At 47.4% G+C, this 20,867-nt stretch carries 21 protein-coding genes; 9 read left to right on the top strand and 12 right to left on the bottom strand.

What is annotated here, in order from left to right:
* Nucleotides 1-65: 65 nt before the first annotated feature.
* From ACH3Y6_RS08265 to ACH3Y6_RS08255, 3 genes are read left to right on the top strand one after another with little or no spacing between them, the layout of a single operon-like run.
* On the top strand, nt 66-905 hold the full coding sequence (locus ACH3Y6_RS08265; protein ID WP_490835126.1) for an N-acetylglucosamine kinase: 840 nt from the start codon (nt 66-68) through the stop codon (nt 903-905).
* Nucleotides 906-914: 9 nt separating this feature from the next.
* Nucleotides 915-1,739, top strand: coding sequence for an N-acetylmuramic acid 6-phosphate etherase (gene murQ / locus ACH3Y6_RS08260; RefSeq protein ID WP_490835125.1), 825 nt, complete (start codon nt 915-917; stop codon nt 1,737-1,739).
* Between the two features lie 8 nt (nt 1,740-1,747).
* Entirely contained in the window at nt 1,748-2,314 is a 567-nt protein-coding gene (locus ACH3Y6_RS08255; RefSeq protein WP_490835124.1) for a hypothetical protein, read from the top strand.
* Nucleotides 2,315-2,405: 91 nt separating this feature from the next.
* On the opposite strand, the gene ACH3Y6_RS08250 is transcribed toward ACH3Y6_RS08255, so the two are convergent.
* Complete coding sequence (locus tag ACH3Y6_RS08250) at nt 2,406-3,011, bottom strand: TMEM175 family protein (RefSeq protein WP_490835123.1); 606 nt, start codon at nt 3,009-3,011, stop codon at nt 2,406-2,408.
* 160 nt (nt 3,012-3,171) lie between these two features.
* Here ACH3Y6_RS08250 and ACH3Y6_RS08245 point away from each other — a divergent pair, with 160 nt between their 5' ends.
* Nucleotides 3,172-3,330, top strand: coding sequence for a hypothetical protein (locus tag ACH3Y6_RS08245; protein WP_490835122.1), 159 nt, complete (start codon nt 3,172-3,174; stop codon nt 3,328-3,330).
* Between the two features lie 102 nt (nt 3,331-3,432).
* Here the strand turns inward: ACH3Y6_RS08245 and ACH3Y6_RS08240 are convergent, their stop codons facing one another.
* The 3 genes from ACH3Y6_RS08240 to ACH3Y6_RS08230 all read right to left on the bottom strand — a co-directional run bounded on the left by ACH3Y6_RS08240 (nt 3,433) and on the right by ACH3Y6_RS08230 (nt 6,110).
* Nucleotides 3,433-3,960 carry an ORF6N domain-containing protein gene (locus tag ACH3Y6_RS08240; protein WP_490835121.1) on the bottom strand — a complete coding sequence of 176 codons (528 nt, stop codon included), beginning with the start codon at nt 3,958-3,960 and terminating at the stop codon, nt 3,433-3,435.
* Nucleotides 3,961-4,033: 73 nt separating this feature from the next.
* Nucleotides 4,034-5,710, bottom strand: coding sequence for a urocanate hydratase (gene hutU, locus ACH3Y6_RS08235; RefSeq protein WP_490835120.1), 1,677 nt, complete (start codon nt 5,708-5,710; stop codon nt 4,034-4,036).
* A gap of 88 nt (nt 5,711-5,798) precedes the next feature.
* On the bottom strand, nt 5,799-6,110 hold the full coding sequence (locus ACH3Y6_RS08230) for a tetratricopeptide repeat protein (RefSeq protein ID WP_490835119.1): 312 nt from the start codon (nt 6,108-6,110) through the stop codon (nt 5,799-5,801).
* Nucleotides 6,111-6,278: 168 nt separating this feature from the next.
* On the opposite strand from ACH3Y6_RS08230, the gene ACH3Y6_RS08225 reads away from it, so the two are divergent.
* A complete protein-coding gene (locus tag ACH3Y6_RS08225; protein WP_490835118.1) occupies nt 6,279-7,022 on the top strand; it encodes an electron transfer flavoprotein subunit beta/FixA family protein in 744 nt (247 codons plus the stop codon).
* A gap of 132 nt (nt 7,023-7,154) precedes the next feature.
* Nucleotides 7,155-8,120 carry an electron transfer flavoprotein subunit alpha/FixB family protein gene (locus tag ACH3Y6_RS08220; protein ID WP_490835117.1) on the top strand — a complete coding sequence of 322 codons (966 nt, stop codon included), beginning with the start codon at nt 7,155-7,157 and terminating at the stop codon, nt 8,118-8,120.
* Between the two features lie 125 nt (nt 8,121-8,245).
* On the opposite strand, the gene ACH3Y6_RS08215 is transcribed toward ACH3Y6_RS08220, so the two are convergent.
* Both ACH3Y6_RS08215 and ACH3Y6_RS08210 read right to left on the bottom strand, forming a co-directional pair.
* On the bottom strand, nt 8,246-8,578 hold the full coding sequence (locus ACH3Y6_RS08215) for a cupin domain-containing protein (RefSeq protein ID WP_490835116.1): 333 nt from the start codon (nt 8,576-8,578) through the stop codon (nt 8,246-8,248).
* A gap of 88 nt (nt 8,579-8,666) precedes the next feature.
* Nucleotides 8,667-9,236 carry a YceI family protein gene (locus ACH3Y6_RS08210; protein WP_490835115.1) on the bottom strand — a complete coding sequence of 190 codons (570 nt, stop codon included), beginning with the start codon at nt 9,234-9,236 and terminating at the stop codon, nt 8,667-8,669.
* 127 nt (nt 9,237-9,363) lie between these two features.
* On the opposite strand from ACH3Y6_RS08210, the gene sucC reads away from it, so the two are divergent.
* A complete protein-coding gene (sucC, locus tag ACH3Y6_RS08205; RefSeq protein WP_490835114.1) occupies nt 9,364-10,575 on the top strand; it encodes an ADP-forming succinate--CoA ligase subunit beta in 1,212 nt (403 codons plus the stop codon).
* Between the two features lie 53 nt (nt 10,576-10,628).
* Here sucC and ACH3Y6_RS08200 read toward each other — a convergent pair whose 3' ends face one another.
* From ACH3Y6_RS08200 to ACH3Y6_RS08175, 6 genes are read right to left on the bottom strand one after another with little or no spacing between them, the layout of a single operon-like run.
* Nucleotides 10,629-13,088, bottom strand: coding sequence for a TonB-dependent receptor (locus tag ACH3Y6_RS08200; protein WP_490835113.1), 2,460 nt, complete (start codon nt 13,086-13,088; stop codon nt 10,629-10,631).
* 22 nt (nt 13,089-13,110) lie between these two features.
* Nucleotides 13,111-13,503, bottom strand: a complete 393-nt coding sequence (locus ACH3Y6_RS08195) for a Dabb family protein (protein ID WP_490835112.1) — start codon at nt 13,501-13,503, stop codon at nt 13,111-13,113.
* A gap of 46 nt (nt 13,504-13,549) precedes the next feature.
* Nucleotides 13,550-14,182 carry a SprT-like domain-containing protein gene (locus tag ACH3Y6_RS08190; protein WP_490835111.1) on the bottom strand — a complete coding sequence of 211 codons (633 nt, stop codon included), beginning with the start codon at nt 14,180-14,182 and terminating at the stop codon, nt 13,550-13,552.
* Nucleotides 14,182-14,571 carry a hypothetical protein gene (locus ACH3Y6_RS08185; protein WP_490835110.1) on the bottom strand — a complete coding sequence of 130 codons (390 nt, stop codon included), beginning with the start codon at nt 14,569-14,571 and terminating at the stop codon, nt 14,182-14,184. Before ACH3Y6_RS08185 ends, ACH3Y6_RS08190 begins: the two co-directional genes overlap by 1 nt.
* Nucleotide 14,572: 1 nt before the next feature.
* Entirely contained in the window at nt 14,573-14,788 is a 216-nt protein-coding gene (locus ACH3Y6_RS08180; RefSeq protein ID WP_490835109.1) for a hypothetical protein, read from the bottom strand.
* A gap of 9 nt (nt 14,789-14,797) precedes the next feature.
* Nucleotides 14,798-15,193 (bottom strand): hypothetical protein, encoded by a 396-nt coding sequence (locus ACH3Y6_RS08175; protein ID WP_490835108.1) that lies wholly within the window; start codon nt 15,191-15,193, stop codon nt 14,798-14,800.
* Nucleotides 15,194-15,277: 84 nt separating this feature from the next.
* Between ACH3Y6_RS08175 and porW the strand changes: the two genes are divergently transcribed.
* A complete protein-coding gene (gene porW / locus ACH3Y6_RS08170) occupies nt 15,278-18,340 on the top strand; it encodes a type IX secretion system periplasmic lipoprotein PorW/SprE (protein ID WP_490835107.1) in 3,063 nt (1,020 codons plus the stop codon).
* 74 nt (nt 18,341-18,414) lie between these two features.
* A complete protein-coding gene (locus ACH3Y6_RS08165) occupies nt 18,415-20,862 on the top strand; it encodes a transglycosylase domain-containing protein (protein ID WP_490835106.1) in 2,448 nt (815 codons plus the stop codon).
* The last annotated feature ends 5 nt before the right edge of the window (nt 20,863-20,867 follow it).

Below are 20,867 nucleotides of genomic sequence, written 5' to 3'. Positions count from 1 at the left end.
TAACTATTTGATTGTTGTCGTAATTTCGCAACCAGAACTTTTTAGCTCACTTTCAACACGAGAATATGCCCGTTATATTGATTGCAGACAGTGGCGCTACCAAATGCGAATGGCGGTTGGTACAGGGAGACAAAAACAAGACCATTCTCACCCAGGGCATCAGCCCTTATTTCCTGAATGCCTCTCAGATAACTGCATTACTGAACAAGGAATTGGTTCCCAAACTAAAATCAGCTGTACCCGAACGTATTCATTTTTATGGTACAGGTTTAAGCAATAAAGACAATGCAGCCACCATCAAAAAAGTATTAAAATCGCTGTTCCCTAAAGCAAGCATCGAGGTGCAGACCGATCTGCTGGCAGCAGCCCGGGCGCTTTGCGGCAGATCAAAAGGCATTGCCTGCATACTTGGTACCGGTTCCAACTCCTGTTACTACGATGGGAAAAGAATTGTAAAGAACAGTCCCGGGCTGGGTTATGTACTGGGCGATGAAGGCAGTGGCGCTTACCTTGGCAAGAAAGTGGTACAATATTATCTCTACCATACTTTCGATGAGGAACTGAAAGCCCGTTTTGAGAAACGCTTCCAGGTATCCACCATCGAGATACTTGACCATGTGTACAAACAACCGCTGGCCAACCGTTATCTCGCTTCCTTTGCCATTTTCCTGGCAGAAAACCGGGGCCATTACATGATCGAGAACATCATAGAAGATGGTTTGAACGACTTTTTTTTCACCCATTTATACAAGTACCGCGAAAGCTGGACACTACCTATTCATTTTATTGGCAGTATTGCATTTGGTTTTAGAGATGTATTGAAGGACCTTTGCGACACCTATGAACTGGAACTGGGGAAAGTGATCAAGACCCCGATGCAGGGATTAATAGCGTATCACCGTTAAACTACTGGCATGTCAGACTTTATTAAAGTAACCGAACAATCCTCCACTTACCGTCACCTGGAAAAGATGTCGATACTGGAATTATTACAAAATATCAATACAGAAGACCGCACCGTACCGGAAGCCGTTAACAAAGCCATTCCACAAATAGAGAAACTTACTGCCGCCATCAGCGATAAAATGCTGGCAGGAGGACGGCTGTTTTACATTGGTGCCGGAACCAGTGGACGTCTGGGCATAGTGGATGCCAGTGAATGTCCGCCGACTTTTGGCGTGCCTTACGGACTGGTGATCGGATTGATAGCCGGCGGCGAAAAAGCCATCACCCAGGCAGTGGAATTTGCTGAAGACAGTGTGGATGAAGGCTGGACCGACTTACAGAAACATTTTGTGAGCGATAAAGATGTAGTGGTAGGGCTTGCCGCCAGCGGTACTACACCCTATGTGATCGGTGCACTGAAAGAATGCCGTAAAAGAGGCATTATCACTGGGAGCATAAGCTGTAACCCGAATTCGCCGGTATCGGCAGAGGCCGATTTTCCGGTAGAAGTGGTGGTAGGTCCGGAATTCATCACCGGCAGTACCCGTATGAAAAGCGGCACCGCACAAAAACTGGTATTGAACATGATCTCCAGCACGGTGATGATACAGCTGGGCCGTGTAGAAGATAACAAGATGGTAAACATGCAGCTCAGCAACGTGAAACTGGTTGACCGCGGAGTGAAGATGGTGATGGATGGTTTGCAACTGAACGATTATGAAAAAGCCAAAGATCTCCTGTTAAAACACGGCAGCGTGAAAAAAGCAGTGGAAGCTGCCATGGCTGCCTCTTAGGATAGTGTATGCACGAGATCGAACCTTTTTACAACTGGCGTCACATATATACATCCGAGGAAGATCCCCGTTCGCCTTTCTTTGGCAGAAAATACAGCGAGTTCGAATTCTCTCAAACGGTCTACAACTATTATATCCACCCGCAGTGGGACGATTTTGGCAGCCGTACACTTTACCTCAAGATCATTTACGTTGATTATGAGCTCAATTTTGCCATTATCGAGATGCTGGGCGAATGGAATGATGCCATCGAGAACGATATCATGGAACTGAAAAGGGAAGTGATGGATATGCTTTACCAACAAGGCATCTACAAATACATACTCATCACCGAGAACGTACTCAACTTTCATAGCAGCGATAAAGAATATTACCAGGAATGGTACGAAGAAACCTGCGAACAAAATGGCTGGATCGTTTCATTGAATATGCCGGAAGCCACCCAACAGGATTTCAGGAAAAAGAAGCTGAACTACTATATCGAACTGATGAACCTGCCCGACTGGCGTGTTTACAAACCTTACCACCTGTTCAAGAAGATAGACAACGAACTGAGTCAGCGGCTTGGGGAATAAGTAAAAGATTTCGGTTTAATGGATCTTATTCTGAAAGTGAACAGGCTATAACAACTACCAATCCTTATCTCAGAATCCGTCTGTCCGATAATTATTGCATGCCCTGCTCATCCGGCTTGTGTTCTTCGACCAAGGATAACTCGATTCGTTGATCGGGGATCAGCCAAAGGATGGCTACCGCGGTATACAATAGCAGGCTGATCCAGCCTGCGATAAAAGCCATCGGAACTGAAGCAGCGTATATCAGCATAGAAATTTTTTCCTTTCGTTCAGCTCCTACCGAACTGCCAATGGTAGATTTTTTCCCGTGTAAACTTATCAGACTCCTGGTAAGGATATAATAAGCTACAGCTGCCATTAACAGATCAAACCCAAACAAAGCAGTTGGCAAGGGGGCAAAATGATTTTCCCCCATCCAGCCGGAAGAAAAAGGTAACAATGAAAGCCAGAAAAGCAGGTGATTGTTGGCCCACATGACTTTCCCGTTGATCTTATGTGCAGCATGCAACAGATGGTGGTGGTTGTTCCAGTAAATTCCTACGTATACAAAACTGAGTACATAACTCAGAAATACCGGAACCAGCGGTTTCAGATCTGCCCACCCGATGCCATGCGGTACTTTCATCTCAAGTACCATGATGGTAATGATGATGGCCAGTACACCATCGCTGAAAGCTTCCAGCCTGCCTTTACCCATATATTTGTTTTACTTACACTAATATACAATCTTCCTTATCCCTACAACCCAACACTTACTGTTTGGGGAAAGGTTAGCCCCAACAGTCCATTTCTAATTGTATAATCGCTGAAAACTGACTATCTTACCTGCAGATTTATTTACATAAAATCACAGGTTTATGGCATTACCAGTAAACAATAAAAACGGCGGCAAAGCCGGTAGCAAGGGCCCGAAGAGTGGTCCACAGGGTTCTAAATTCATAGCCAAGCCCAATGCGGCCAAACCGATGGGTGGCGGAAAGAAACCGATCAAAACCGGCGGATCAAGAGGAAGCTGATACCGCCAACAACTCATCCAACTGCCCACAAGCAGTCAACAGGGAATACCGGATGTGAAAACACCCCGTATTCCCTGTGTTATTTGATTTGCAGTCTGAGATTCATTTCACAAACCCGATTCGCTCCCTATCAGCCCAGCTTTTCTGCTCCGAATCAGTATCCAGAAATTTCTCAAAAGCCTCATATAGTAAGGTTATCTGTTCCTGTTGATCACCTACTTTCTTTTGAATATCAGCGACTTGCTTGGCTAAAAAAACTATCGAATACCTGTTCCTGCGAAGCAGGAAAAAACTCCGCATGATCAGGATATTCATCTGAATGGCAGGAGGACTGTTCAACACACTGGATAACATAGCCACTCCCAATTCAGTAAATACCCATGGCTGGTACCTGTCCCCGCCCCTTTTTGAGGTTTCAAATTGAAACCTCAAAGAATAGGTTTCCTCTTTATTCAGGCGAAACATGAAATCAAGGGGAAACCTGTCAATATTCCTTTTGACGGCAAGATTTAATGATTTGGTGGGCACTCCATAGAGCCTGGCCAGGTCACGGTCCAGCATTACCCGTTGTTCCCTGATCTCGTATATGAGATCCTGAATATGCATCAGTGGCTGGGCAGTAGGTAACATCCTGCAAACCTAAATACCCAGACCCAGGTTGCAATACGTATTAATACCTGAAACCCGTTAGAAATACACCCGGTCAGGATAAACGTTCAACAATGGATAGCCCGTTTTTCCGAAGTGTATCCAGCGCTATATCATACCCGGCGTCGGCATGACGAATGACACCCATGCCCGGATCGTTTCTTAATACGCGTGCCAATCTAGCAGCAGCATCTTCGGTTCCATCGGCTACGATCACCATTCCGGCATGAATGCTGTATCCCATGCCTACGCCACCACCATGGTGCAGGCTAACCCAGCTTGCACCGCCTGCGGTATTGACCAGGGCATTTAAAATGGGCCAATCAGCCACTGCGTCGCTGCCATCCAGCATGGCTTCCGTTTCACGGTTAGGAGAGGCAACAGAACCGGTATCCAGGTGGTCGCGACCGATCACGATCGGGGCTTTTACCTTACCGGTTCTCACCAGTTCATTAAAAGCAAGACCTGCTTTTTCCCTTTCGCCCTGGCCCAGCCAACAGATCCGGGCCGGCAATCCCTGGAAAGCGATACGCTCCCTGGCCATTTTCATCCAGCGTTGCAGGCTTTTATTTTCGGGAAACAGGTTCAGGATCACTTCATCCGTAACAGCAATATCCAAAGGATCGCCACTTAAAGCCGCCCAACGGAAGGGGCCTTTCCCTTCGCAGAACAAAGGGCGGATATACGCAGGCACAAAACCCGGAAAATCGAATGCATTTTCCAACCCTCTTTCCTGGGCACGGGCCCGTAAATTATTTCCATAATCAAAAGTGACCGCGCCGCGTTTTTGTAGTTCTAACATCAATTTTACATGAAGTTTCATACTGTCGTAACTCAGGTCAATGTATTTGGCAGGATCCTTTTCACGCAGCATATTGGCCGCTTCATTCGTAAGGGTATGCGGCACATAGCCGATCAATGGGTCATGGGCAGATGTCTGGTCCGTCAACACATCCACCGGTATATTTCTTTCGATCAATCGCTGCAGCAACGTGACTGCGTTACAAAGCACCCCGATGCTCAAAGCTGCTTTCCCGGCTTTTGCCGCAAGGGCGCGGTCAATGGCTTCATCAATATCCAGACATTTGATATCCAGGTATTTCGTTTCCAACCGTTTATCGATCCGCCATTCCTCCACTTCTGCTACCAGGCAAACGCCATCGCACATGGTTACAGATAAAGGTTGGGCACCACCCATCCCTCCCAATCCTGCGGTCACACTGAGGGTTCCCTTCAGCGACCCGCCAAAATGTTTATCGGCCACGGCTGCAAAAGTCTCATAGGTTCCCTGTACAATACCCTGCGAACCAATATAGATCCAGCTTCCCGCCGTCATCTGGCCGTACATCATCAATCCCTTTTTTTCCAACTCGGTAAAATGCTCCCAGGTAGCCCATTTGGGAACCAGTTGCGAATTCGACAACAATACCCTTGGCGCATCCTTATGTGTTTTCAGGATCCCCACCGGTTTACCGCTTTGGATCAACAAAGTTTCGTCGGCTTCAATATCTTTCAGGGCTTTGATGATCAGGTCCAGACTCTCAAAATTCCTCGCTGCTTTACCCCTCCCCCCATACACGATCAGATCATCCGGCCTTTCAGCCACTGCAGGATCCAGGTTATTCAATAACATGCGCAAAGCTGCTTCCTGTATCCAGCCCTTGCAATTCAATTGTGTACCAGTAGGCGTTTTGTACACAACAGGGTCATAGATTCTTGTCGGTTTATTCATGGCAATCGTTTCGTGAGAAAATCAAAATTCAAAAGTCAAAATTCAAAATAGGCTTATTTTTTACTTTTGAATTTTGACTTTTGACTTATCAATACACCAGGTCCTCATAAGCTGCCTGCAATTCGTTGTATGCATGGTTATCACCTGCTTTTTTGGCTTCTGCCATCCCTTTTTCATACCATTGAATCGCCAGGTCGGTTTCCTGCATTTTCTCCAGCAGTTTGGCCAGATGATAATACGAACCGATATAATCCGGGAATTCTGTCAATATGGCTTCAAACAATTCCCTGGCACCCTGGTCATCACCTACTTTCATGTATTCCAGCGCCAATGCATGACGCAGAAAATTGTCCCTGGGATTTGCTGCCAGGAACTCCCTGATCTTAGCGATTCTGTCCATCGGCCAAAGGTAGGAAGAGAGTCCGTAGTTTAGGGTTGCGGAAAGGAATATTGTACCGGTCATCCCAGACCCAAATAATTTCCCGAACAAAACTTTGCCACTCTCAAAACCTTCCTATATTTGCTAATAGTTGTTTATGCAACTAATTAACGGTAAATCTTTTGCGCTATGAAAATTCTTGTGTGTATCAGTAAAACACCGGACACCACTTCCAAGATCGCCTTTACGGACGGTAATAAGAAGTTTGACGAAGCCGGTGTACAGTGGATCATCAACCCCTACGACGAATGGTATTCGCTGGTGCGGGCTATCGAATTAAAAGAAAAAGACGCTGCTGTCACCATTCACCTGGTTACGGTGGGCGGAGCAGATTGCGACCCCATTATCCGGAAAGCGCTGGCGCTGGGTGGCGATGAAGCCATCCGGGTAAATGCCGACAGCACCGACAGTTATTTTATCGCTGCTCAAATAGCAGAAGTAGCCAAAAAAGGCGGTTACGACCTGATCTTCACCGGAAAAGAAGCCATCGACTACAATGGGGCTTCCATTGGCGGCATGGTGGCTGAACTGGTAGATGTCCCTTATGTTTCACTGGCGACCCTGTTTGAACTGAATGGCACCACAGCCACTATCACCCGCGAAATTGAAGGCGGTGAAGAAGTGGCCGAAGTAAGTTTACCCGTTGTGGTCAGCTGCCAGAAAGGTGTGGCAGAACAGCGCATTCCGAATATGCGTGGCATCATGGCGGCCCGCACCAAACCTTTACAGGTACTGGAACCGGTTGCAGCTGATACCCTCACCAGTGTGGTTAATTTTGAACTGCCGCCTGCTAAAGCCGGCGTAAAACTGGTTGATGCAGATAACGTGGCCGAATTGGTAAGATTATTGCACGAAGAAGCCAAAGTGATATAAATGGTACGATGTCTGTAGACCAGCCTATCAACTGTTGCAGCTTTCTTGCGTCGCACACTTGTACAGTTGGTTCTTTCAGCAGCATCAGCGCATTTCAAATCATCACATTTTCAAATTTTCAAATTGTAACACATGTCAGTTTTAATATTTGTTGATCAGACAGAAAACCATATCAAGAAAGCTTCTTACGAAGTGCTTACCTATGGTGCACAAGTAGCCAAACAAATGGGCACCACCGCAGAAGCGCTGGTGCTGGGCACGGTGAACGACGATCTGGCTTCGCTGGGTAAATATGGCATCACCAAAGTGCACCAGGTTGCCAACGAAAGCCTGAACCATGTTGACACACAACTATACGCCAAAGTAATTGCCGAAGCGGTTACGGCCAGCGGAGCCAATGTGCTTATCTCTTCGCATAACCAGACAGGTAAGGCGGTGGCTGCCCGTGTTGCGGCCCGCCTCAAAGCAGGCATTGTAACAGGAGCCTGTGCCCTGCCAGATACCAGTAACGGTTTCGTGGTGCGTAAAACCGTGTTTTCCGGAAAGGCATTTGCCAATATCAGCATCAACTCTCCTGTCAAAATCATTTCACTCAACCCAAATAGTTACCAGACCGTTGCCGGTGAGGGAACTGCGGAAGTAGCGGCGCTGAACGTGGCTGTAGACGTTTCCAAAGTAAAAATTACTGCGGTAAACAAGGTAAGCGGTGAAGTGCCACTGACTGAAGCCGATATCGTGGTAAGCGGTGGCCGTGGTTTAAAAGGGCCCGAGAACTGGGGCGTTCTGCTGGACCTGGCCAAAGAACTGCATGCCGCCACAGCCTGCAGCCGACCCGTAGGCGATGCACACTGGCGCCCGCACCATGAACACGTAGGACAAACCGGTGTACAGGTTGCCCCTAACTTATACATTGCCCTGGGTATCTCAGGCGCCATACAACACCTGGCAGGTGTGAACCGCAGTAAAGTGATCGTTGTGATCAACAAAGATCCTGAAGCGCCTTTCTTTAAAGCTGCCGATTATGGTATCGTTGGCGACCTCTTTGAAGTGGTACCCAAACTCACCGAAGAGATCCGCAAAATGAAAACCGCCTCTTAGGAATGTTGAATAGTGAACAAGGAATTTTGAATGATGAAGTAATAATGATAAAAAATCCCGTTCCTCTGGAACGGGATTTTTTATTTATCATCGCTATAATTACATTCACTCATTCACTCCCCCACTCATTCACTCATTGCCCTATAGTCCTCCCTCACCGGCATGAACACATCCAGCAACTTACAGTCTGTAATGGCCAACCCGGCGTGTTTTACATTGGACGGGATCACGATAACGGATTCCGGACCGAAGCGCAGGGGTTCTCCATTCAGCGTAAGCTGAAATTCGCCTTCCAGCACATGACATACCTGCTCATGCGGGTGCGAATGTTCGGGTAATGCGGCTCCTGCCTTCACATCAAGATAGGAGAAAGTCATATGATCTGTATGAATAAAACGGGCCGAATAACCGGATACGATCTCTTTGGGCACAATAGAAGCAAGTTCAACTTTGGGCATACAATGATTTTAGGCAGCAAGTTACGGTAAGCCGCAAATAAAAACACCAGCCGATGGCCGGTGTTTTCTCTGTATAGTTGTTGCACAATTATTTTGCGAACAGGTGGATAGCCAGTTGCACATCATTGGCTACGTTACCGGCACCATAAGTAATGCCGATCAGGGTTCTGTCGAGGCTCAGGAATGACTGGGCAAAGAAACCTTTGTCATCAGCATTACGGATCTGCGCTTTCAGTTTAACCGGAACGGTCACACCTTTTACAGTGAGGTTACCGCTAACGTCTGCATTGCTGGCATCTGTGTAGTTCACAGCAGTGATCTCATAAGTAGCTTCTGCAAATTTGGCTACATCGAAGAAATCGCCTGACTTCAGGTGACCGGTAAGTCTGTCGCCACCACCCGCATCGGTTACTTTCAGGTTGGCCAGATCAATCACGAACTTACCGCCTTTCAGTTTACCGCCATCAACGGTAACAGAACCACTTTTCAACGGAAAGAAACCGGTATGAAAATCTGATTTCTTGGTACCTACCCAGTCAACACGGCTTTTCTCAGTGTTTACGGTCAGGGTAGCATCTTGTTTAGCACTGATCGGTGCAAAAGAATAAATGCCTGCTAAAAAGGCGATGCCTGCTAAGGCGAGGGTTGCTTTTTTCATGCTGTTGTCGTTTTAATCGAGTTTTTTTTCAGTGTGGCGTAAAAATAGACAAATTAATGTTACAACAATAATAATTATCAGCAAATCTGAATCCCTGTTTCGCTTATCTTCGCAAAAATTTTCCAGCATGAACCTTCACGAATACCAGGCCAAGGAATTACTGAAAAAATACAATGTTCCCGTACAGGAGGGCATTGCCGTAGATACCGTTATGGCCGCAGAAGAGGCTTACCGCCAGATCAAAACCCAGACAGGTAACAATTTCGCCGTAATCAAGGCCCAGATCCACGCCGGTGGCCGTGGAAAAGGTAAGATCGCCGGATCGGAGCAGAGAGGCGTAGCTGTTGGTAAAAGCCTGGAAGACGTAACCAATATCGCCAAGAATATCCTCGGTGGTACCCTGGTAACCATCCAGACCGGTGCAGAAGGCAAAAAAGTGAACAAGATCCTGGTGGCCCAGGATGTATATTATCCCGGCCCCAACCCTGTTAAAGAATTCTACCTCTCGATCCTGCTCGACCGCGCCAAAGGAATGAACGTAGTGATGTACAGTACCGAAGGGGGTATGGATATTGAAGAAGTGGCACATAATACACCTGAGAAAATTTTCAAAGAGTGGGTTCACCCCGGTGGTGGCCTGCAGGGTTTCCAGGCAAGAAAGATCGCTTTTAACCTGGGACTGAGCGGTGAAGCGTTCAAAAATTGCGTCAAATTCGTGACCAACCTGTACAATGCTTATGTAGGACTGGATTGCAGCATGCTGGAGATCAATCCGCTGTTCAAGACCAGCGACGACAAGATCATTGCTGTTGACTGTAAAATGAACATCGACGACAATTCACTGATGCGTCATCCGGACATTGCCGCGCTGCGCGATGTGACAGAAGAAGATCCTACCGAAGTAGAAGCCGGACAATACAACCTGAACTTCGTTAAACTGGACGGAAACGTAGGTTGTATGGTGAACGGTGCCGGTCTGGCCATGGCCACCATGGATATGATCAAACTGAGCGGCGGTGAACCTGCCAACTTCCTGGACGTAGGTGGTTCTGCCAACGCACAGACCGTAGAAGCCGGGTTCCGGATCATCCTGAAAGATCCCAATGTTAAAGCGATCCTGATCAACATCTTTGGTGGTATCGTTCGTTGCGACCGTGTTGCGGCCGGCGTGATCGAAGCTTTCAACAAACTGGGCAATATCAATATCCCGATCATTGTCCGTTTACAGGGAACCAATGCGGTGGAAGCCAAAAAACTGATCGATGAAAGCGGCCTGAAAGTACAATCTGCTATCCAGTTAAGCGAAGCCGCTGAACTGGTGAAAAAAGCAGTTGCCTAACTTTCTTTTCGCTAAACATACAGTAACTCCGGTGGCACTTGCCACCGGAGTTTTTATTTGCGGGATAGGGTCAGTTGTTTCCGGAAACGGGCGCCCATAGCAGTGATCCCAGTTACCGTTACCGTGTAGCTGGTGGCAATATCGGCCGTATAAAAGGAGATAGTGGCTTTACCATCCGCATCTGTCAAACCATCGCCCTGCCAGAAGATCAACGAAGAGCGGGTATCTGGAATGTGGGAGTTCCTGATCTCTTTCAGGGAATAATCTCTCTGTTCAAAAGGTTCGGGAACATGAAATCCTCTTACGACAAGATTACGGATCCCATTCGCCAGGTTATTCTCTGACAGTACCATACGGGTACGGGTATTGACGATGATCACACCGTTTCCACCCCGGACCCCATAAATGGCTGCTTCCGGCCCTATCAATACTTCCATGAATTCAACCGATGAAGGGTCGATGCGATTCAACGCCAATAACACCGGGCTGGGTTCTGAACCCGGCAGCTTGTCAGAAGTATCGGAAGGGATCGGAACACCATCAACAATCAACAGCGGTTCTGTAGCAGCGCCAATGGCAAAGGAATTACCACCGGTCACGGTTACATAACCGTTTCGTAAATGAATGCCTGGTACACGGAAGATCACATTACCCAGACTATTTCCTCCCAACTTAGCAAATACTTCCGGTGGTATGATCCTGGAAAAAAGGCTCTGTCTTTTTTTTACGTCGTAACCAGGGTCTTTTTTAACCAGCCCCGTTACAGTAACATCCGTAAGCCATTCTTTTCCCCGATTTTGTATTACTGTATCCGAACGAGACTGAAGGATCATTGCTTTCCGAACCGTTTCAATCTCTTCTTTTACCAACCGATGTTTGAGCTTTTCCGGGGTAGACACCACAGGAAATACCAGGTTTGCCTCCATCACTATTTTTGACGGGAACAACCGTCCCGACAGATCGGTCACCTGCAGGTTAAACCGCGTCTGGTCATCATACGCCGTAAATGGAAAACAAAATTTTCCCTCTGCATCGGTGGTATCTGATGTGAATACCTTGGCTTTCATATCACTGAATAAGGTGACTATCTTTTGGGGTACAGGCCTGTTGCGTGCATCCCATACCGTACCGGAGATGAATAAACTGCTGTCTTCCTTATTGAGAACAGTGTCTTTGGGTGTTTCGAGAAGATCAAACCGGTACCGGTTTTTCTCTGTGAGCAGCTGCAGTTCCCATTCTTCCGGTGTCAATTCTTCTCCTGGCAGGAACATGGATCCCACACTACGATCCATGCCCTTGGGTTTCAGAAAACTGTTCGTCAGAGCCTGTGCACTATCGTTCACCGCTACCAGGTAAGAAGCTACCTGCGGTCGGTTATCCAGGTCATTCACCTGTAGCGTGATTGTTACTTTTTCTCTAGTTGCATACCGGTTTTTATCAGCGGTCAGTTGCACCTGGCTTGTATTCGGTCTTATGTAAACGGAACGTTCACTTAACAGGTTTCTGTTTTCATCAAACAATACAAAATGGGCCACATTTCCCGGGAACCGATATTCGGGTATCACCAGTTCATAAGATCCTTTTCCTACCCCGGAAAAACAAAGACTATCGCCTGAGATGCCCAGCACATAAGTAAGCTTGTCTTTCCGGAAAATCGAGTCTTCCAGTAAAACACGGAGTTTACGGATACCATTATGATCGATAACGGCCAGTTGTGCACCAAACAGATTCACCGGAGGAACTGTGTAACGCAGTTCCGGTAACCCTGGTCGCTGCAAGTGCAGTTGGTAGCGTCGCCATGTCCAGCAGAAAAATCGGAACTTACCCAGTCCCCTGTTATCTGTCTGCCAGATGGCTGCTATCGAGTCCCTGTCATCTTTCACCAGACCTTTTACTGACACCGGATTTCCTGTTAGATCGGTCGTTTTTATGGCCAGTACCGTATTAGCCCCTCCTACCATGGTTCCCCCCTCCGGAAAAAATTGAACCAGCACAGAATCGCCTGAACCAACCCTCAGTGACGATTGACTTTGACCTGTTTCGGGATGTTTATCCGGCAATAAGGAATTGATCACATACAATACCTGCACCGCCATGGGCTGTTCCCGATCATGCAGACTTAGTTTGGTATAGGCCCGCAACCAGTAATGCCCCGAACCGATAGTATCGGGTAATACAAAACTGCCGTCGGTCGCAAAATCGGCTGCATTCAATAAGAAACGGTTACGTATACTGTCGCGCTCGTCTACCAGGTCTACATACAGTATATTACTGAGCCGGGAGGGTTTGTCGGAAACAGAATGGGTCACAAATGCCTTAAAATGCACCCGCTCTCCCAAGCGGTATACCAGTCTGCTGGTCTGCAGAAAAATCTTCTCACCCGAAAAATTACGCAGGGAACGAATGTATTGTCCTGCGAGTGAGTCAAGCTGCTGCAAGACATTATGCTGTGCTCCTGCCGGGATGAACAGGAACAATGCAATACCAACAACAATGACTTTAGAGAATCGCATGGTCAAAAACTGTTGTCTTTACCTACTGGTGCTGCCAGTAATCTACAACAGTCACCTTATCAATATGTGGTCCGGCAATATCGGTGAAGGCTTTGTGTGCGGGATGCACCAGATATGCATCGCGGTCCTTCGCTGAATAGAAACTCAGCAGGAAACAATGCGTAAGTCCCTGGTTCAGTTTTTCAGGGCTGTTGTTAACACCAAACTCAAAAGCTTTGATAAGGCTGATCTTGCCAGGCAGTTCCCGAAAAGCCTGTTCTATCTTCTTCACATCGGCTTGGGTGGACTGGTCTTTGAATTTGAACAATACCACATGACGCAATATGGCTTTTTCATTTTTGGTGGAAGCTGGCTGTGCCATAAGGGATGGAACAGAAGCGAAGAGGATACAGGTCAGCAAAACGATCTTTTTCATAAGGGTTTGTTTGTTTAAATCTACAACAATCTGCCCTTACCTGGTGTCACCGGGGTTCCTGCAGCAATTTTACTTCACTAACGGCACTGAACGTGTACCGATGCCCGGTCTTCACTTCCACGCATTCAAAGCGTTTCCGGCGAACCGGTCCCTTACGGAAAATCCGGCCATTGGTGGTCTGGAACAATGCCCCTTCGGGAACATCGATCACATGTAAGACACCTTCTTTTTTTACCGGGTTGTATTTGCGTAGTACCAGCAGCAGTTCTGTTTCGCCATTAGCTGTGGCAGAAGGATTGATAAGGGATCTTTCCAAGGCTTTTTCAATATCGGGCGGGAATATTTTCTGCTGTACAAAATCGGCCAGCAAACGGCTGTAATTGGCCTTCCACTCCTTACCATGCGGTTCCACCCGTGTTTTGTGCAGCTCATAGGTAAGCAGGTGTGCCAGTTCATGCAACAACGTGATAAGAAACTCATATTTGTTCAGGTCACCGTTTACGCTGATACGGTGGTTGCTGCCCCAACCGGCATGCCGGTAATCGCCCAGTACAGACTTGCGTTGTTTGCTGATGGTGAGATGCACTTTGTAATGATGGATATAAGCTACCACCTGGTCAAAACTACCTTCCGGCAAAAAGGCCGACAGGGCCTGCATGGGATGTTCGGATACAGACATTATGCTTTGGGCTTCATCCGTAAAGCAATACGAACTTCCAGGAATGTGTATACAAAATAGAGGCCCATTCCCACAAAAATGGCATTCGTGTTCTTATGAATCCCAGCCGCAAGCAGGTAGATCAATGTGATGGTGGCCAGTCCCATCAGTTTTACAAATGAGCCCAGCATTACCCCGAATATCATGGAAGTGGGTCTGGTGCCGGCAAGGCTCCTGCGTTGAAGCGACAGGTTGATCAATGCAAAAACAAACAGGAAAAAGTTAGCTCCGAGCACCACTTCCCAACTGATCTTCCAGGTGTCCAGCTGGTCTTTCAGCAGGAAACAGGCACCACCGATCAACAGGAACACCAATAAAAAAGGTACATACCAGAATTTCATCGCTTTCATATCATGGTTTCTTAAACAAATCCCTGACCAGTTTGATCAGCATTGCTATGAGAAAAAATAAAGGTAATACCCAAACAAACACCGGGCTCTGAAAATGGACTTTTTTATCGAGCCAGTTACCGCCATAGAGGGCCAGCAGCATCACTATCATCCACTGTGTGGCCAAACCGGCATATTGCATCAATGAATCGTTGGAAGAGGATTTCTTGGCAGCCATAACCAGCGGTTAATCGGTGGAAGCCTCAGCTCCCGGTAGGGCAACCGGGATCGTATCCAGCTGTGCAGGTGAATTACCCGACAGTACTTTTTTCACTCCATCCAGGTATTGTTCTTTGTATTTCAAGGCCTGCTCCAGCGAATCGGTACGAATCTTCAGCACCTGCAAAGCCGTCCTGCTTTCGCGCGTTCCATAACCGGGAATATAATATTTGATCGGCGAAAAAGCGATCAGTGCAATGGTAAGCCCCACCAGCAACACGAAAATAGTGCTGAGGCCGATGTATACACTCAAACGGGTCAGTCGGAAAGTCACCACTTCCTCATAGGTATCATCATTCATCACCACCAGCCGATAACTGTTACGGAGGCGCTTCAGGGTATTATTGATCTCTGGATTGTTCATTTCGTAAAATCCGGTTAAAGGTAACAATCAATCTGCTTTTCACCGCCCACAATTGAGAAATAACTGTATTTTTAAACACATTTTATGTACCTGACCCAGTTAAAAACATACGAACGGATATCGGTGTGGTTGGTGGCCTCCTGTCTGACCCTGTTCTCCTTACTGCTGAGCATCCCCGGCCATAGCCAGCCAGGATTTTCTTTTGAGATAAAAAAGCCGAAAATATACGAAAGCCGTACCCTTCCCTCAGAAAAAAGCGGCAACAAGAAATTCACAGTTCCCCGGCGTTTCTATAACAACCTGGTAAGCCGTTTCAACTATTATTTCAACGCAAATCATAAGTTGAATGAGGCACTGGAGACTGCCAAAGCCAGTCACCAGGACGACTACGCTCAATTGCTTTCCTTTTACAATTACAGTCTCGACGAGACTGCCAGGCAACAGATTGATTCCATCATCTACAAATGTACGGCCGGTATCCTGCTGCACGACCTGCGCAGCGACTGGGTGGACAAGCTATACCTGCTGATGGGGAAAGCCTACCTGTACCGGAAAGATTTCGACTCGGCCACACATGTGTTCCAATATATCAACTACGCCTTTTCTCCCAAAGACAACGGATACGATATCCCAATCGGCAGTAATGCCAGCAATACCAACGGGGTATTCACCATTGCCACACGTGAAAGTAAAAGTACCTGGAAAAAGATCGCCAGCTTCCCACCCAGCAGAAATGAAAGTTTTATCTGGCAGGTACGCACCTATATTGAGCAGGACCAGCTGGCCGAGGCTGCCGGTTTACTGGAACTGATACGCACCGATCCAAATTTCCCTGAAAGACTGAAAGCAGATTTCCACGAGATGATGGCCTATCTGTTATACAAACAGGAGAATTACGAAAAGGCTGCAGACCATTTACTGCAGGCGCTTGATAATGCAAGCAGCAAACAGGAAAAGGCACGTTGGGAATACCTGGCCGGTCAGTTATACCAGCTGGCCCGTAAAGAGACCAAAGCTATCCAGCTTTTTGAGAGAGCCATACAACATACAGTTGACCCTTTACTGGAAGTCTACGGCAGGATGAATATCGTAGCCATGGCCGCAGCCACAAGAGAGAACGCCATTCAGCAAAACCTGGATGAACTGCTGAAAATGGCAAAACGCGACAGGTACGAAAACAACCGCGACATCATTTATTTCGCAGCCGCACAACTGGAACTGAAAAGAAAAAACCATCCGGCAGCAGAAAAATTATTGCTGAACAGCATCCAATACAATACCGGCAACGCCCTACAACGTGAACTCAGTTTCCTGCTGTTGGGTGATATGAATTACCCGATCAAAAAATATGCGGCTTCACACAGGTATTACGACAGTATTCAAAGTTCACTGCTCAAACCAGAAGACAAACAACGCGTGGAAGAGCGGAAACCGGCACTGAAAACCATCAGTCAGAACGATGAGATCATTGAGCGGGAGGACAGTTTACTCAGACTGGCCAACCTGGCGCCTGAAGAGAGGGAATTGTTCCTGAAAAAACTGCTGAAAAAATTACGTAAAGAACGGGGCCTGAAAGACGCAGGTACAGATAATCTTTCTTTTGGCAGCCCGTTTGCTGATCCTGCCGGTCAGCAGGCCGATATCTTTGGCAGCAGCGGATCGGAATTCTATTTCCTGAACAGCTCCTTAAAAGCAAAAGGCCTGGTGGAATTCAGATCCAGATGGGGCAACCGGCCCAACATAGACAACTGGCGCAGGCAGACCGCTGTAAACAGTTCACTCAGCACCGTAACAACATCCGTGACTGCTGAAAAAACCGGGAAAGACAGTGTCCGTAGAACGGCCGATCAGGAACTCAGCCTTTCCGCCCTCAATAAAGACATTCCGCTAACGGCTGAGCAGCAGAGCCGTTCCAACCAGGCGGTAATCAACGCATTACTGTCCAATGCACTTACTTTCCAGAACCAGCTCGAAGATTATTCTTCGGCCGTAGATAGTTACGAAGAACTGCTTCGCCGTTTCCCGGAAAGCGCCGAAGTGGAAAAAGCCCTGTTCAACCTGGCCTATTGTTACCGGAAACTGGGCAAAACAGACAAGGCAGAATCTGCCATGGTCCAGTTAAAAAAAGCTTTCCCGGGAAGTCAGTTGGTAGAACAGATGAATACCGCCCTGCTCAATGCCGATAAAAAAACAGATCCTGCACAGAAACAGTACGAAGGCATTTACAGCATGTTTCTTTCGGGCAGGTTTGAAGAAGCCAGGGAAGCCAAACTGAAAGCCGATAAACAATTCGGCAAGAATTACTGGACACCACAGTTGCTTTATATCGAGTCCATCTATTACATCAAAAGGAAAGAGGACAGTGTGGCTATTAACCGCCTGGAGAATATAGTGGGTCTGTTCGGCGCTTCACCACTGGCCGAAAAAGCCACCACCATGATAGATGTGCTGAAACGGCGGTCACAGATAGAAGCCTACCTCACCAACCTGAAACTGGACTCAACAGATAACATGGCAACCAGACCCGTTGATCTGAATGCAGCCGCGCCCATCCTGGCCAATATCAACCGCAATAAAGACACGGTAATGGCAGCACCCAAACAGCTCAATGCCGCACCCAAACAACTGGTAGACCTGAGTGATACCAAAACCATTTCTACCGCCGCAGTGATCAAAAAAGACTCTGTGAAACAGGTGTCCCCAAAAGAACTGAAAAAGATCGATTTCGGGAATGCAGTGACCGCAGCGCCTACCCTGAATAAAACCTACAGCTTTAACGCATCCGATACCCAATATGTGGTTTTGATGTTGAATAATGTGGACCCCATTTTTGTATCAGAAAGCCGCAATGCCTTTAACCGGTATAACCAGGATACCTATGCAGAAAAACGGATAGAGGTCTACAACCGGCGCATCAACAACCAGTTCAATTTCCTGATGTTCGGTCCCTTTGCCAATGCAGGGGAAGCCATTAGCTATATCGACCGTACCCGTCCGCTGGCCAAAACCAGGATCATACCCTGGCTAACCACGGATAAGTACCGTTTCAGCATGATCAGCAATGCCAATATGGACCTGTTGATCAGCACCCAGGATATTGAAGGTTATCATACCTTCATGCACCAGGTGTTCCCGGATAAATTTTAACCATACAAATGATACCGGCTCCATAACTCTTATTTAGTTTTACAGCCATAACTTATATACTCATCTTAGCAGCTATGACGAAGTCAGTAAGCATTTTCTGGAAGATTTTTTTTGGCGGGTTTGCCGGTGTTATCCTTTTCCTTCTCATGCTCAACTGGGGCTGGATAGGTGACATGCCTTCCATCGACGATATTGAAAACCCTACTGCTTCACAGGCCAGCCAGGTGTTTGCCGATGATGGCACCCCAATGGGAAAATATTATATCGAGGACCGTGTGAATGTGCTGACACGTGACATCAGCAAACATGTGGTGAATGCGCTGGTGGCCACGGAAGACAAACGGTTTTATGAACACAGCGGTATCGACGGTTTTTCGCTGATGCGGGCTTTCCTGTACCTGGGTAGCGAAGGCGGCGCCAGCACCATTACCATGCAAACCGCCAAGAACCTTTTTACCGAGAACTGGAGTACCAAGAATTTCCTGTTGCGCAGCATCCAGAAGTTGAAAGAAGTGATCATTGCCATCAAACTCGAAAAGAACTTTACCAAAGAAGAGATCATCACATTATACCTGAATACGGTTGCCTTCGGCGATAATGTGTATGGCATCCGTAACGCATCCAATACTTTTTTCCAGAAAGAACCCGACAGGGTAAGTGTGGAAGAAGCAGCCGTACTGATTGGTATGATCAATGGTCCCGGTATCTATAACCCGAGAACCAATCCCCGCCGGGCCCTGGAAAGAAGGAACCTGGTACTGAACCGGATGGTGACCAAGGGCGACCTTTCCGTGGCGGAGGCCGAGGCCCTGAAAAGGAAACCCATCGACCTGAATTACCACAAATTGAACGAAAATAACGGCCTGGGGCCCTATTTCCGGATGATTCTGGGAGAAGAAATGAAAAAATGGTGCAAGGAGCACAAGAAAAGTAATGGCGACAGTTATAATCTGTACCGCGATGGCTTAAAGATCTATACCACCATCAACCCGCGCATGCAGTTATATGCAGAAGAAGCTGTGGCCAAACACATCAACTACATGCAGAAGCTGCTGAACAGTCAGGAGAACATAAAAAAAGGAACGATCTGGAAAGGATATGAGAACGTGATAGAAGCAGCAGCCAAACAAAGCGACCGCTGGCGCAACCTGAAAAAAGAAGGCATGGATGACGAGGATATCCGCAAAACATTTGACCAGAAAACACCGATGCGGGTATTTGCCTGGAACAATACCCGCGGAAAAGATACCGTGATGACCCCCATTGATTCCATCAAATACCACCGCCAGATGTTACAGGCGAGTTTTATGGTGATGAACCCACTGGATGGACAGATCAAAGCCTGGGTGGGCGGTATCGATTTCAAGACCTTTAAATTCGACCACGCCAATATCAACACCAAACGGCAGGTGGGATCAACCATGAAGCCCCTGTTGTATAGCCTGGCCATTGAAGAAGCCGGTTTTACTCCCAACACCACCGTATACGATCAGCAACAGAGTTTTGGCGGATATGGCATGGTGCCCGCTACTTCCAAAACCTGTACAGGCGCCAGTATGCCCATGGCGCTGGCACTGGCCAAATCAAGAAACTGTGCCACAGCTTATGTACTGAAGCAATTAGACAATAACGGTAATGAAGGGGCCAAAAGACTGATTGATTTCCTGCGTAAATGTGATTTTACTTCCAGCATACCTGCCTACCCTTCAATCGGAATCGGAGCCTGTGAACTCTCGTTGATAGAAATGATGCAGGGTTACAGCATGTTCCCTGGCCGCGGCTTTAATGCCAAACCCATGTACATCACCCGTATTGAAGACAGGAACGGCAATGTGCTGGCTACATTTACCCCACACCGCAAGGAAGTGATCAGCGATGTGACCGCTTATTCAGTGATCAAAATGATGCAGGGGGTTATGACCAACGGAACCGGCGCCGGTATCTGGGGCTATGATGTTCCGGGCGATATGGAGATTGCCGGCAAAACAGGAACCACCAACGATAACAGCGACGCCTGGTTCATGGGATATACTCCCCAATTCCTGGCGGGTGGCTGGGTGGGCTGCGACGACCGTTTTATCCGTTTCAATACCGAAAGCAAAAACGGTGAGGGCGGACGTGCCGCCATGCCCATCTGGGCCTATTTTATGGCAAAAGCCGCGGCAGACCCTAACTGTGGTATTGATACCAAACTCACTTTTATGAAACCCGAAGGCATTAACGATATCAATATCGATTATTCCAACGGAGGTGTACCTGTACTGGGGGGAGAAGCAGTAGACATGGGCACTGGCAACTCGGGCGATTACGAAGTACCCAAGGATATCAAAGTAGAAGATATCATTCCTGAATCGCAGTTAGAAGGCGGTAAACCACTGGTAAAACCAGCCACCATCCCAACTACGGATCCGAAAGAAAAAGATCCCAAAAAAGCAGGAGAAAAAAAACAAACACCACCAGCCATAACACCTAAAAAGCCTGCGGTATTGATGCCTCCTAAAAAAACAGGAACAGGCAGATAGTTTAG

Source organism: Sediminibacterium sp. FW305-C-269 (assembly GCF_058231045.1).
Note: the sequence above shows the minus strand (reverse complement) of the source record. Positions and strands in the feature narration are given on the sequence as shown.